At 43.0% G+C, this 13,873-nt stretch carries 12 protein-coding genes and 1 pseudogene; 10 read left to right on the top strand and 3 right to left on the bottom strand.

Features of this window, described 5'->3' with window-relative positions; translation table 11 throughout:
* Nucleotides 1-343 precede the first annotated feature (343 nt).
* The 9 genes and pseudogenes from MKMG_RS11765 to MKMG_RS08185 form a co-directional block, all read left to right on the top strand.
* Nucleotides 344-460 (top strand): annotated as a pseudogene (locus MKMG_RS11765) (hypothetical protein); the annotation flags it as partial.
* 271 nt (nt 461-731) lie between these two features.
* Nucleotides 732-2,000, top strand: coding sequence for a CDP-glycerol glycerophosphotransferase family protein (locus tag MKMG_RS08220; RefSeq protein WP_165077207.1), 1,269 nt, complete (start codon nt 732-734; stop codon nt 1,998-2,000).
* Nucleotides 2,001-2,004: 4 nt separating this feature from the next.
* Complete coding sequence (locus MKMG_RS08215) at nt 2,005-2,817, top strand: FkbM family methyltransferase (RefSeq protein WP_165077206.1); 813 nt, start codon at nt 2,005-2,007, stop codon at nt 2,815-2,817.
* On the top strand, nt 2,792-3,574 hold the full coding sequence (locus MKMG_RS08210; RefSeq protein ID WP_216842892.1) for a class I SAM-dependent methyltransferase: 783 nt from the start codon (nt 2,792-2,794) through the stop codon (nt 3,572-3,574). The genes MKMG_RS08215 and MKMG_RS08210 overlap by 26 nt, the downstream gene beginning before the upstream one ends.
* Nucleotides 3,575-3,586: 12 nt before the next feature.
* Nucleotides 3,587-4,630, top strand: coding sequence for a polysaccharide deacetylase family protein (locus MKMG_RS08205; protein WP_165077204.1), 1,044 nt, complete (start codon nt 3,587-3,589; stop codon nt 4,628-4,630).
* Nucleotides 4,623-5,936, top strand: coding sequence for a glycosyltransferase (locus MKMG_RS08200; protein ID WP_165077203.1), 1,314 nt, complete (start codon nt 4,623-4,625; stop codon nt 5,934-5,936). Before MKMG_RS08205 ends, MKMG_RS08200 begins: the two co-directional genes overlap by 8 nt.
* Before the next feature lie 32 nt (nt 5,937-5,968).
* Nucleotides 5,969-7,261: a glycosyltransferase family 2 protein gene (locus MKMG_RS08195; protein ID WP_165077201.1), complete on the top strand. Its 1,293-nt coding sequence runs from the start codon at nt 5,969-5,971 to the stop codon at nt 7,259-7,261.
* 173 nt (nt 7,262-7,434) lie between these two features.
* Entirely contained in the window at nt 7,435-8,316 is an 882-nt protein-coding gene (locus MKMG_RS08190; protein ID WP_165077200.1) for a glycosyltransferase family A protein, read from the top strand.
* Between the two features lie 218 nt (nt 8,317-8,534).
* Nucleotides 8,535-9,887, top strand: coding sequence for a mannose-1-phosphate guanylyltransferase/mannose-6-phosphate isomerase (locus MKMG_RS08185; protein ID WP_165077198.1), 1,353 nt, complete (start codon nt 8,535-8,537; stop codon nt 9,885-9,887).
* 148 nt (nt 9,888-10,035) lie between these two features.
* Here the strand turns inward: MKMG_RS08185 and MKMG_RS08180 are convergent, their stop codons facing one another.
* Nucleotides 10,036-10,275, bottom strand: a complete 240-nt coding sequence (locus MKMG_RS08180; RefSeq protein WP_254059136.1) for a Holliday junction DNA helicase RuvB C-terminal domain-containing protein — start codon at nt 10,273-10,275, stop codon at nt 10,036-10,038.
* A gap of 111 nt (nt 10,276-10,386) precedes the next feature.
* Entirely contained in the window at nt 10,387-12,030 is a 1,644-nt protein-coding gene (locus MKMG_RS08175) for a DUF6398 domain-containing protein (RefSeq protein ID WP_165077197.1), read from the bottom strand.
* Between the two features lie 264 nt (nt 12,031-12,294).
* Between MKMG_RS08175 and MKMG_RS08170 the strand changes: the two genes are divergently transcribed.
* The gene (locus MKMG_RS08170; RefSeq protein WP_165077196.1) at nt 12,295-12,960 is read left to right on the top strand and encodes a Fic family protein; all 666 of its coding nucleotides are present in this window, start codon (nt 12,295-12,297) and stop codon (nt 12,958-12,960) included.
* On the opposite strand, the gene MKMG_RS08165 is transcribed toward MKMG_RS08170, so the two are convergent.
* Nucleotides 12,922-13,873, bottom strand: a 952-nt coding sequence (locus tag MKMG_RS08165; protein WP_165077195.1) for an RNA-guided endonuclease TnpB family protein, incomplete at its 5' end; no start/stop codon positions are given. The genes MKMG_RS08170 and MKMG_RS08165 overlap by 39 nt on opposite strands.

Raw genomic sequence — 13,873 nt, 5'->3', positions numbered from 1 at the left:
CCGCTGTTCATCCAACCAGTCCTTTACCCACGCATCCATGTTCGTCAATATATTAGGGATTATATGCATATAGATCTTTGGGTGCTATAGCTTTCATATCGGCAATGTAGCTAAATTCTTAGAGAATTGGAATGTGAGCCCTAATTTTCAACCGGAGTTTGGGATGTAAGTTTAAGCAATTGTCAAAAATCCGCCCTCTCATTGACGGATTCGATGACGAATCAATCCTTTCTGTCGGCCATTTAGGCATAGTTGCCGGTGGCATGATTCTCTTGGATCGTAAAAACAGATACAGGCATAAAAAACACGCTATCATAACCTTACCCATTCTCAGGTTGTCAAAGCAATGGTATTCAATGGACTGGGATCCATCGAACGCTGTCTTTATTTTTCCCTGAATTCTTCGGCGATATCACTGTTGAACACCTTCTATAGGAGAAAATTGGCAGAGAACAGATAAACGATGATGTGCTCGGCAGAACACTGGATGCAATCACAGGATAGGGTCCAACAGAATTACTCAACGAAATTGTTGCAAACTACCTTCTCTCGACAGAATTTTGGCTCTCATAATATTTATGCCGATACCACCAACTCCAGCGTTTCCGGATAATTTGAATCCGACATGGTTACGATTATTCATAATATCTTCCGTGATAAATTATATATATTGGTACACAAAGATATATAGTATTTGTTTTGAAATAACAGAATCTGGGGAGCAAAAAAATATGGCGAAAATCTTGTTATTTTATGATAATTTTGTAAGAGACTATCGAGGATTATTTTTTCTTAAAAAAGTATTGGAACATATGGGAAATTCCTGTTACCTAGAACCGCTCTTTAAAAATGCGATACAATCAATAAAACGGATCAATCCTGACACTGTTGTTATGGGACAAATCGGTGAATATTCAACAAGCAGAATTGGCTTATTTTGCTTTGAAAATGGGATAAATCTCTGCCTAAACACCACGGAGTATATTTCAAAATACAAAGATATTGGTGTTTTTTTTAGAATTAACCATGAAAATTATAATGACAATATTATTGATATGCAAGTCTTGGGAGGAGATATTCATAAGGGATACATCTTGGATAATCCAGACATAAAGAACATATCTAAATATAAACTCACAGGCATTCCACGAATGGATTTGAATATTATTTCAGAATTTGTAAATGCCGAAACCAAAGACATAAAAGAAAGATATCGAATACCTTCCGACAAAAAAATATTCCTTTACATTTCGTCATTTATTTTTGATGAATCTGGAGGTCAAATCGATAAAGAAAACTTAAAAGATTACGATTATGAAAAAATATGTCTGAGTGAAAATAGATTGAAGAAAGAAACTGTAACTATACTATGTAGATTTGCGCATTACTTGGAAACTCACAATGGAATATTGCTAATAAAGAAACATCCTTGGGATAAATCTCGATATTTAGAACAAAATATATCCAATGAATCAGTAATATTTGTTAACAATTGTGAATATATATCTCCGTTAATCCAGATTTCAGATGTGATATTGCATAACCAAAGTACTGTTGCAATTGAAGCGTGGATGCAGAAAAAAAATACAATATCGATTAATCCTTTTTTTAATGGAGATTATGAAAACCTAAATTATCATATGAAACACGACACCATAGTCCAAAATTTTGAGGAATTGGTTTCTTGTGTTTATTCTAATTTTGACAATAGTAACATTGACAAATTCTTAAAATCATTTAATTATCAAATGGATGGAAAAGCAACGTTTAGAGTTGCCCAGGAGATAAATAATATGGTGCCAAAGAAAACAAAGAGGAAATTGTCCTTAAATACCAGAGAGAAAATGTGTAACATAATTAGTGAAGTTATAAAATATAAGCAGGGTCTGGAATCATCAAAGTCCTATGCAAACCTACTATATTCATATGAAGAACAAAAACCAATAGTATATAAAATGTACGACCCAATTTTTGATGAATACATTAGTAATAACTTGTGAAATTATGCTAAGAAATAAAATAAAACGAATCCATATCAAAGATTTGGTGCAGGAAAAAAGTAATTTGATCTATTTAAAAATCAAATCAAGAGTTAATTCTCGTAACATGATGGGGGAGAGTAATCTAATTGGACTTAGTATTAGATACACAGATATAATGTCATTATATGTTGAATATAAAGACATATTTGTAAACAAGATCTATCACTTCAATTCAGAAAAAAAATCTCCATATATTCTCGACGGTGGCGGCTGCATTGGAATGTCTGTTCTTTATTTCAAATCAATCTATCCCAAAGCTAAAATTGTATGTTTTGAACCAGATCCTGAGATTTTCAAGATATTAAAACAGAATCTTACTACAAACAACATAGATGATGTTGCCTTGATCAATGCAGGTCTGGCAAAAGATGAGGGTGTGCTGAGTTTCAACTCTGATAATGTAGATGGGGGGAAAATTGTTGAAAATAATCAAGGCAACATAAAAATTCGAACCGTTCGATTAAGTGAATATATAACTGAATCTGTTGACTTTTTAAAACTTAATATTGAAGGACAGGAGTTGCCTGTTATTCAGGAAGTGGAAGAGTTCGGGAAACTTCGAAATATAAAAGAAATGGTGATTGAATACCATGGCTGGCCAAATGAAAGCCAAAAATTGGGAGAATTACTAACTATCCTTGATCGCAATGGGTTCCGATATTTAATCCATGACTTTGACCCGGAAACATGCGGTGCCAGTAAACCACCCTTCCACCTGAATTCACAGACTACATGGTTCTGTCTGGTTTATGCACAAAGACAGGATGTTTCATAAATGGAGAAAACAATATTTTATCCAGATGAAATTTCCTTCCTCTGTCATATCAGAACAAATGAATAAAATATTCTTCTGGAAAAAAAAGAGATCTCTTTGCCAAATCAATCTTGGGAAGTTAGATCGCATACGCCCTATAAGCACCCTCTTTGGCTATGACAGAGGTCAGCCTATTGACCGATATTATATTGAAAATTTCCTGCTGCATTACAAAAAAGATATCCATGGCAGAGTATTGGAAATCGGGGACAATACCTATACACAGAAATTCGGTGAAAACCGGGTTGAACAGTCTGACATTCTTCATGCCGTCAAGGGGAATCCATCAGCCACCTTCGTGGCAGACCTTGCACAGGCAGATATTATCCCATCTAACACTTTTGACTGTATCATTCTGACGCAGACCCTCCAATTTGTTTTTGATCTCCCGGCAGCAATGGGGCATCTCCATCGCATCCTGAAACCAGGGGGGGTACTCTTGGCAACAGTTCCAGGTATCAGCCAGATTTCCCGTTATGATATGGATAGATGGGGTGACTTTTGGCGTTTTACCACACAGTCGATAAGACATCTTTTTGAAAACGAATTCTCAGCAGAAAATACTGATGTTAAAGCATATGGGAATGTACTCGTTGCGATTGCCTTTTTACATGGTCTTGCTACTGAAGAACTCAAACACGAAGATTTTGAATACCAAGATCCAGATTACCAGGTACTTATCACCGTGCGCGCGATAAAACTCAAAAATGGTGACTAAGGGGAGATTAATATGGGCATCCGCAGATTAATTCAATTACCAGAGCAGATCTGGAAAAAATTTCACTCTCAGGGACTAATTCTTCTCTACCACCGCGTGGCAACCCTTGACACAGACCCACAACTTCTCAGTGTCACCCCAGAACATTTTTCCAGGCATCTGGAATATCTTTCTGAATACTATAATCCTATCAGCCTTTCAGAGTTGCAGCGGGCAATGGAGGTAGGTAAAATCCCTGATAAATCTGTTGTTGTAACATTTGATGATGGCTATGCAGATAATTTTCAAAATGCAAAACCTATTTTGGAAAAATATGGGATTCCTGCTACTGTATTTGTAACATCTGGATATGTAGGCAGTGAAAGAGAGTTTTGGTGGGATGATCTGGAAAGGCTCTTGTTATTGCCAGATCAACTCCCTGATCAACTGGAACTTACTATCAATGGAAAAACATGGAATTGGGATTTAACCAGAGATCCGGAGAAAATAATTAAACAAGGGCATGAAACCAAATCAAAATCATGGAATGTTACCCTGTCATCAGATCCCGATCCGCAGTATACAGTATACAGGGATCTCCATAAACTCCTCAAACCTATCTCTCATGAAGAACAGGAATCCATTCTTTCCATTCTTGCAGAATGGTCGGGGGTTTCAGGGACAGGGCGGGCTACGCACAGATCTCTCTCTCTAAAAGAACTAAATCAACTCGATCGGGGGAGGCTGATAGAAATTGGTGCCCATACCATGACGCATAGCATGCTCTCGATGCAACCGGAGGCTGCACAAAAAGAGGAGATAATTCAGGGAAAATTGTCGCTTGAAAGGATGCTTGGGCATCAGGTACATACTTTTTCCTATCCATATGGTGGGAAAATTGATTTTAATAAAACTACCGTGAAAATTGTTAGAAAAGCAGGTATTGATACAGCCTGTGCTAACTATGGTTCAACTTTCATCAAAAAAGTGGATCCATATCGTCTGCCTAGGGTGTTGGTAAGAGACTGGGACTTACAGGTATTCTCGTACAATATTGGGAAATGGTTTAATGAGTGAATCTACTCTTTGTATCCTTCAGATAAGCACGATGGATATGGGAGGGGGCGCTGAAAAGATTGCATGGGATCTCTTTAAATCATACCGCTCTCTTGGTCACCGTTCATGGTTAGCTGTGGGAACAAAAAATTCACAGGATCCAGATGTATTCGTTATTCCAAAGAGTTCAAAATTACACTCCCCGGTCATTTCATCAGTCATTAACAAACTCCCTCATGCTATATATGTTGTAAAAAAGATAGATCTTTTGACAAATCCCGGACGTATCTTAAGCATTTTTAAAGGGCATGAGGACTTTGATCATCCTGGAATCAGGAGCATTTTAGACCAGACTCCAGAGCTGCCGGATATCCTCAATTGTCATAACCTTCATGGTGGCTATTTTGATCTTCGGGCACTCACCTGGCTAAGCCACCGGGTTCCAACTGTTCTCACTCTCCATGATGCCTGGCTACTCAGTGGTCACTGTGCTCACTCTTTTGACTGCGAGCGCTGGAAGACGGGGTGTGGGAACTGCCCGAACCTCTCGATCTACCCGGCAATCCGGCGGGATGCAACGGCCTATAATTGGCAGCGCAAGGCGGAGATCTACAGGAAGAGCTGGCTTTATGTTATCACCCCCTGTCAGTGGTTGATGGACAAGGTTGATCAGTCAATACTAAAGTCGGAGATTGTGGCATCAAAGGTGATCCCAAACGGTGTGGATTTGAAAGTATTCCACTCCACTGAACGAATCGAGGCACGGAAGGAACTTGGGCTTCCAGCTGATGCAAAGATTCTTCTTTTTGCAGCAAATGGTATCAGAAAAAATATCTGGAAGGACTACAGAACCTTGCAGTCTGCCCTTGCAGATATTGCAAAAACCGGAAAAAAGGTGCTCTGCGTCGCCCTCGGTGAAGGTGCCTCCCCTGAACACATCGGTGATGTTGAGATCCAGTTCATCCCTTATCAGAAAGATCCCAATAAGGTCGCTAGGTATTATCAGTCCGCTGACATCTACGTCCACCCGTCTCGGGCCGACACTTTCCCGACAACGGTTCTTGAGGCTTTGGCCTGCGGTATCCCGGTCGTGGCAAGTGAAGTTGGCGGTATTCCAGAACAGGTCATCGAGGGGAAGACTGGCTTCCTTGTGCCGGTAGGTGATGCGAGTATGATGGCGGAGCGGATTCTTCTCCTGTTGGAAGACGACGGGCTGAGGCGGAAGATGGGGATACTGGCAGCAGAGGATGCAGCGCAGCGGTTTGGTCTGGAAAGAATGGTTGCTGAATATCTCCAATTCTATCAGACAATCCTTCAAAGAGAATGACTATGAACACATGGAGAGAATAGTATTCATAGATGCACTGCCCCACACTTGCAGAACTGCCTCCGTCACCTGAAGGGAAAACAGGCTGGCCCTGGACTGAAGAAACACCTCAGATACCTGAGACTATGTCTGATGGCCAACCATGGCCGAAGGTTAGCATTGTCACCCCATCGTATAATCAGGGGCAGTTCCTTGAGGAGACTATTCGTTCGATACTGTTGCAGGGATACCCGGATCTGGAATATTTCATCATGGACGGGGGCAGCACTGATGAGAGCCGCAGGATTATCGAAAAATATGACGCATGGATCGACTTCTGGGTCAGCGAATCGGATAATGGTCAGACAGACGCATTAAATAAGGGATTTAAAAGAACAACAGGTGAAATTGCAGCCTGGCTCAATTCAGATGATGTATACACAAAAGGATCGATGATAAAAGCCATAAATCAGTTCATAGATCATCCTGATATTTCGATGATATATGGCGAGTGTCAGTACATCGATGAATTTGGAAAACCAATATTCAGACCAACCTACAGACCAAAAAAATGTGATTATGGCAAATTATTGGAGGGCTGTTTTATTGCTCAGCCATCTGTGTTTTTTAAGAAAATCACATTAGAGCATGTCGGTTATCTTAATACAGGCCTGCAATATTGCTTTGATTATGATCTATGGCTATCAATAGCACGATCGTTTAAAATTCAGTATATAAATTCAATTCAATCCAAATTCAGAATCCATAGTCAATCCAAAACAGGATCCCAAACCATGAAGTTCATGTTTGAGGATTTCAAAGTCATTGATGATATATTGAGAAATTATAACGATACAGGTGGAGCGGTATTTGCAGCATACAACAATCTCATATTGAGGGTTGTGTTTGCACGGCAGGATACGCTTATTACAGGAAAACCCTTTGAAATTGCAAATCAGGGAAATGAAAGAGATCCTGTTCATAATGGTTCTTCAGATGATTTTTTTAATTGCCTGATATCAAAAAAATCAACAATAGATCACGCAAATGAGGGAGTCAAAAAAATACGATATATTGATTTATTCAACGAATTGAGTGGGATATATGATATATTTGATTCAAGATATCAAAACAAGTTGGATGAAGAATATACCAACAATTCTTACAGAAATAAAGTAGATTTGGGGATCATCAATATACCATTATTTTGTTTTAACCACGGAGATTATAATACCTCAAAACGTGTCTTTCAGATTATAATACACGATCATCCAATATGGATAGTAAAGATCCCGCTGTTAAAATATATCTTCAAAAAAATCCTGAAAACTTTTAGATTTATGTGATAAATATTTGGTCCGACAATAACCGAATATTTTATTGTCAATGAATTATGAAAATAAATCGGCTTTCATTAAATAGGTGTCCTCAATGCAAAATCCCCGACCATCGGAAAAAATATTGGAATTAATCCCAATGGTAAAATAACCATATCGACAACGGTACTACACGTGATCTGATGTTCATTCTGATAACTCCCTTAAAAAATGAAGAAAAATTCATTAAAAAGACTGCATCAACAGTAATTGCCCAGACAATTAAACCAGCCCTGTGGGTAATCGTTGATGATGGGAGTACCGACAGCAGTCCGGATATTATCAAAGAGTTGGAAAAGGAATATTCATGGATCAAAAGTATCCGTTTATCCGAGCATCCAAGAGATATTAGCTTCCACTTATCATATGTTTGCAAATACGGGATTGACTTCGCTATCGAATATTGTACTCAGAATTCTATTCGATTTGAATACATTGGAATCCTCGATGCAGACACAATCCTGCAACAAAAATACTATGAAAACCTGATCTCTGAATTTGAAAAAGAATCTTCTCTGGGTATTGCAAGTGGTTGTCTCATCGACAGGACAGAAGAATGTGATCAAATACGTGAAGAAGACTGGGGATCATTACGACAAAACAGTGCAAATAGGGATACACCACGAGGTTCAGGCAGGCTATGGCGGAAGAAATGTTATTTTGAAACTGGTGGTTGCCCAATCGAGCCGGCATGGGACACGCTCTCAAATATCAAGGCAGTGAACAGAGGTTGGAAAATTGCACAGTTTGATCAAATCCGGGCCCTCCAGTTAAGAGTAACCAGTGGAGCAGAGGGGGTTTGGAAAGGCTATCTGACTAAAGGCCGATTAGCACATTATTTAGATAGACCTTTCATTTTGGTATTGGGTGGGGTAGTGTTTTTTTCTATGAATAAACCGTATTATCAGGGTTTACCATACATAATTGGATATATCGTTTCTGTGGTAAAAAGAGAGCCTCAAATTCAGGATGAGGAAATTAAACAATATTGGAAAGAGCAACTTAAAGGGTATTTGACTCTATAGAACTCCTCTGGACTGATCGATAAAGTATGTTCCCTTCTTAAGAGTCATCCTGAGGGGTCTGTCCTCTGTAATCCTTTCTCGAATTTTTAAGAGTATTGGTATGATGAAATTCCCTTCCGACAAAACACCCGAAAATATTCTGACCTGTGTCAATTCAACTGCCAAAGAACTATCAATCATTTAAAATGGAATCTCACTCAATATAATTTTGATACGCAATGAAAACCCTCATCCTTGCAGGCGGTTCCGGCACCCGGCTATTCCCCTTAAGCCGGACCTGCTACCCAAAACAGTTCATTCCCCTTATTGACTCTGAATCACTCTTTCAGAAAACAGTGAGGCGGGCCCTTCTCTTCTCAGAACCGGATGAAATAACAATCGTAACCAATGAGTTACACCGGTTTCTCGTAGCAGATCAGCTGGAGGAGATGCATGTCACCTGTCATATCCTCGCAGAACCACAGGGAAAAAACACCCTGCCTGCCATTACCTACGGCATAACCAACATCCTGAAAAAAGATCCAGATGCACGGGTTGCCGTCATCTCATCGGATCAGCTCATCACGCCTGATGAGTCGTACAAAGCCGCATTTCTTGCAGCAGAAAAACTCGCAGAGAAGTATCTGGTCACCTTCGGGATTACGCCTGACTCTCCCCACACCGGATACGGGTATATCCGTCCGGGTGCTTCCCTGGACGGAGGATTTGCCGTAGATGCCTTTGTTGAAAAGCCTGACCGTGAGACGGCAGAGTCCTATCTGCGTGACGGTTACCTCTGGAATGCCGGGATATTTCTTTTTTCTGCTGCTCTCTTCATGGATGAGTGCAGAAAACATGCTCCGGAGGTTGCAGAGGCATTCACTCTCCCGAGAGACGAGGCATTTGAACAGACACCAAAGATCTCGGTCGATTATGGCATCATGGAGAAGACGGATAAGGCTGCAGTGGTCCCTCTCTCTGTTCCCTGGAGTGATGTAGGAAGTTTTGAAGCGCTCTACGCTGCCCATTCCAAGGCTGAGGATGGAAATGCCGTTCGTGGCGAATACCTTGGCATCGAGAGCCATGACAATCTGATCATATCAGACCGGCTTGTCGCAACCATCGGTATCAATGATCTCGCAATCATTGACTCTCCTGATGCCCTGCTCGTCTGCCCCCGGTCAGAGTCTCAGAGAGTTGGGGAAATTACCCAACTGCTAAAGGATCGGGGAGACGAACGCTGTGCACTCCACACGACCGTCCACCGGCCCTGGGGGACATACACCGTTCTCCAGCGGGGGGATACCTTCCAGATCAAACGGATCACGGTCATGTCGGGACGCCGCATCAGCCTCCAGCTGCACCACCACCGGAGTGAGCACTGGGTCGTTGTCAAAGGAACGGCCCTGGTCTCAAACAACGGCAATGAATTCTTCGTCAGAACAGGTGAGAGCACCTTCGTTCCCGCGGGCACCAAACACCGGCTGGAAAACCCGGGCCTCATCCCGCTTGACGTGATTGAGGTGCAGAACGGGGAATATGTGGGTGAGGATGATATTGTGCGCTTTGATGACGATTTTGAGCGGGAGTGAATCACCGTTTTACATTCATATTCTTTTTTGACAGTCGTTTTGAACAGAATAGTTTCAGTGATATTTATTTCTCTGAAGGTCTTCAGCGGTAATCCTCTCATTTAGCGTATAGATCGGGGCACCGCCCGCACCTCAAAACCAAAATACCTCACTCCCCCTCCACATGCCTCCGCCCGGCCTCAGTAATATCCCTGCCCTGCGGCGTCCTCTTAATAAACCCGGTCTGAATCAGATACGGTTCATACACCTCTTCAACCGTTCGCACCTCTTCGCCAATCGCGATGGCAATCGTCTTGACGCCCACCGGTCCGCCGCCGAAGTCATGGGCAATCACCGAGAGAATGCGCAGGTCGGGATCATCAAGACCGAGGGGGTCGATCCCGGGCATGGAGAGCGCAGGTTCTGTGGTTCTGTGGTCCTGGCGTCAATACTCCCGCAGGTCAGTGGAGTCGGGGGTGTGATACACTTAGACAGCCTGATTCCATGTTGGCCCCAATACTTATACTAAAAACGTGACATCATTTTGTGGACATTCGGCGAGATATTTTTTCAGCACCGTTACCTTGTTGCGGACAGATTTGAGTTCCTGAACAAAGAATTCACAGATCTCCCGTGCCAGAGGAGAACCACCCTTTGCCCGCCCGATCATGCCCTCTTCCTGACATGCTGCATAGACAATGGCCGCACTCCAGAGGAGGCCATCTCCCCGTGACAGAGGGTCTTGTGGGTGAGCGGCCATGTCCGTGACCATTTCTTTGCAGCGTTCTGTTATATCCTCATTCTCAAGCCGGTTGCAGAAATCCTCACACCTGTCATACATCATCTGGTACCGGCCAGTATCCCTTTCCAGCACATTCAGACTTTTCCCGAACAGACCCTCAATAATGCACTTAAATTCTTCTGAATCCGGGTTTGTCCGGGCCATCGACGTTAATTCCTTCAAGAGGAACTCAGGCATGGCATTCAGATCATCAACATTCACCCCTGCAGCACGCGCCCGTTTTATGATAATACCGGACTGGTTCTGATTGTTCCTGCGGCTCATTGCGGTCTCCCGGAAGAGAGGTTCTGTCTCCCTCAGTTCAGAGAAAAGTGCCGCTGCATTACAGAGTCTGCCTGCAATATCCATGTATGTGAAGAAGCGGCGGAGGGCTGGTATCGTGTACTCCTGCCAGTCATCCGTGAAGTCCGGTTTCTGCGCCATACCCTCAAGCAGACAGGTGCGAACGCCTGGGGCATCCCATTCATCGAAGGTTTTTTTGTAGACGCCATACATGAGGGCGCAAAACCCCATAACTGTCTCTTCCGTGCGTGAGGCGGCAACATATCCATGTGCTGCAATTTCTCTATCGATGAACCCTTCGAGTTCGTCTCCGATGTCTCCCATGATTTCATTCATGATGGCGGCCATCCTGGCATCATCCATTTGGGGCTCATCTGAAAAAGGTCTGAATTCACGTCCGGAGTTCTGGAAGGCATCCAGTACAGGCTGTAATTCTCCTGACATCAGTTCCTCCGCCTTCCATCCCGGCGGATACCAGGTGATTGCCATACCCGGTTCCTCTGCATAGTCACAGACACCGTTTCTCGGGGAATTTTCGATGGTTGTTATATATCCGTGGTTGGCATGGGTGATGCATCCCAGACAGAAGTATTCGATGATATCTGTATCTTCAGAATCGATCATGCAGTAGTCTGCTTCCTTGCCGCAGATACTGCAGGAATACGGCGGACAGGTGTTTCGAGTGATTAAAGAGAGCGGACCGCCCGGTGGCATTACCGGTGTTGTGCCTGAGACCTTCAGTCTCAGTTCTGTCGGAGAATCGGGATCGTACGTGTAGGTGAATACTTTATTGGGCCCAGGGAGATCTGTAAGGGCCACAGCCATGCTGTTATTGGTGCTCATGTAGTCCTTTTTTTCAACGGTAAATGCGCTGGGATGATCGGTGCACCCCATCCATACGTCGCGCAACAGCTGATCAAGGTCGCTGAGCTGTGCGTCGGGCCGCGCGAGAACGGTCAGCCAGTAGAAGGGGTTATGTCTGTCGTCTACCCTGATGATAAATGACGGGAATGGCCCGGTGGGCCATCCGGATGACCGAAGACAGTGCTCACTGTGTCGCATGGCTGCTTTCTTACTCACCACTGCCCTGCACAGGAGGCAGGTGCCGGGTCGTTTTCGCGGTATCATTCGGGATATCTTTCATGGGGATTGAGTTAAGTGTGGCGCTGCCTGGAGCACGGAAGATGCTACGGCATAATGCAGATGAGGAAACTGATCAGGACATTGCCGGTCAGTAAGCGTCTGATATGATTAAAATGGATTATTTTTACGATAATCAGTGTTCACTAAAAATATAGTTCCATTACAATACATTATATCAGGTAGTATCGGATAATTTACAATATGGCCGATACCGATACCACATTGATACAGGCAGAACTCCTGGTACGCATAGAAGAAAAAATGGAACGGCTTAATGCTATGCGGCCTCTTTCTGCGGATGTGATCCGGAAACTGAATGAAGAGCTGATGCTTATGCATACGTATCATTCAAATGCAATAGAGGGAAATACCCTCACCCTCTCTGAGACACAATTAATTGTAAACGAAGGACTGACAATAGGAGGGAAATCACTTCAGGAGCATCTTGAAGCAACCAATAACGCAAAGGCCTTTGGACTGATAGAAACTCTTGCAAAGAAGAAGACGCAGACAGGTCATGTTACCATTCAGCAGATTCATGAAGTTGTTACCAGAGCAATTCTTGAAGATTCCGGGAAATACCGGAGGAAAAATGTCAGGATCAGCGGCGCCATAAAAACTCCTCCCGACTGGACGAAGATAGTGAAGCTGATTGACCAACTGGTCTTTGATGTGCAGAACAGCAAACTGCATCCAATAGAGACTGCAGCCTTTTTGCATCACCGTTTTGTTGAAATTCATCCATTCATTGATGGGAATGGCAGAGTTGCCCGCCTCCTTACCAATCTCTATTTAATCGGACGAAACTATCCTGCTATCGTGCGTGAACTACCACGCCCTAAAGGGCGTGGCTTCCTGCTTCATTGACAACACTTGCATCACAGAAACGTGATGTAGAGGAATTGCCTCCACGGGCATAAAGGGCTGTTCCATCCCTATACGACAGATATTTACTGCCGCATTATAATCTCGGTTGGCAACGAATCCACAATCAGGACATTTGTGAACCCTATCGGATAACGTCTTTTTAACAATTTGTCCACAATTTGAGCACATCTGTGTTGTATTTTTTGGGTTGACTTTGGTGAATTTCGTACCAGCACTTTCAGCCTTATACGAGAGATAAGAAAAGAATCTTCCCCATGCTACACTGTGGATGCTCCTGTGCATACCGGTATTGTTGCCTTTCTCCTTCAGTCCCCGGACATCCAGATTTTCAACACAAATCGTGGCATATGTATCAACATACTGGCGAGATAGTTTGTGCAGGAAATCGTTTCTCTGGTTGGAGATGTGTTCATACGCCTTATTCAGTCTGTCTTTTGCCTTCTTCAAGTTGTTTGAGAACCGTTTCTTTCTTGATACACTCTGCTGTAATTTTTTGATCTTTACCAGAGATTGTTCATAGAATCGGGGATTCTCAACCACTTTCCCATCACTATCGACACAATAGGAATTCAGTCCGACATCAATACCAACAGACCTGCCACATTTCTTTGTTTCAGAAACTTCCTGTTCGGCCTGAATAATTACATGCCACCCATCGCCGGAGTGGGTGATCAAAATACCTTTCACCCTCCCGACATATGGCCGGTGCATCCTGACCCGGACTGTACCGATCTTCGAGAACGTGATGGAGTTGTGTTCTCTGTCGATCCTGAATCCGGACTGATTGTAGTTGAGAGTCCGGTATCGGAATGCGCTCTTGAAACGGAGTTTCCCAACCTTTCGCCCCCTCTGTTTTGTCTGTGACAGGGCGGCAATATTGCTCCATAAGGTA

Origin of the sequence: Methanogenium sp. MK-MG (assembly GCF_009914725.1) — an archaeon.
Lineage (GTDB): Archaea > Halobacteriota > Methanomicrobia > Methanomicrobiales > Methanomicrobiaceae > Methanogenium.
This window is presented reverse-complemented; position numbering and strand designations above follow the sequence as displayed.

Coding starts and splice junctions, on each gene's coding strand:
- MKMG_RS08220 (WP_165077207.1), top strand. CDS start 732: ATGGCGAAAATCTTGTTATTTTATGATAATTTTGTAAGAGACTATCGA.
- MKMG_RS08215 (WP_165077206.1), top strand. CDS start 2,005: ATGCTAAGAAATAAAATAAAACGAATCCATATCAAAGATTTGGTGCAG.
- MKMG_RS08210 (WP_216842892.1), top strand. CDS start 2,792: ATGCACAAAGACAGGATGTTTCATAAATGGAGAAAACAATATTTTATC.
- MKMG_RS08205 (WP_165077204.1), top strand. CDS start 3,587: ATGGGCATCCGCAGATTAATTCAATTACCAGAGCAGATCTGGAAAAAA.
- MKMG_RS08200 (WP_165077203.1), top strand. CDS start 4,623: ATGAGTGAATCTACTCTTTGTATCCTTCAGATAAGCACGATGGATATG.
- MKMG_RS08195 (WP_165077201.1), top strand. CDS start 5,969: ATGCACTGCCCCACACTTGCAGAACTGCCTCCGTCACCTGAAGGGAAA.
- MKMG_RS08190 (WP_165077200.1), top strand. CDS start 7,435: ATGTTCATTCTGATAACTCCCTTAAAAAATGAAGAAAAATTCATTAAA.
- MKMG_RS08185 (WP_165077198.1), top strand. CDS start 8,535: ATGAAAACCCTCATCCTTGCAGGCGGTTCCGGCACCCGGCTATTCCCC.
- MKMG_RS08180 (WP_254059136.1), bottom strand. CDS start 10,275: ATGCCCGGGATCGACCCCCTCGGTCTTGATGATCCCGACCTGCGCATT.
- MKMG_RS08170 (WP_165077196.1), top strand. CDS start 12,295: ATGGCCGATACCGATACCACATTGATACAGGCAGAACTCCTGGTACGC.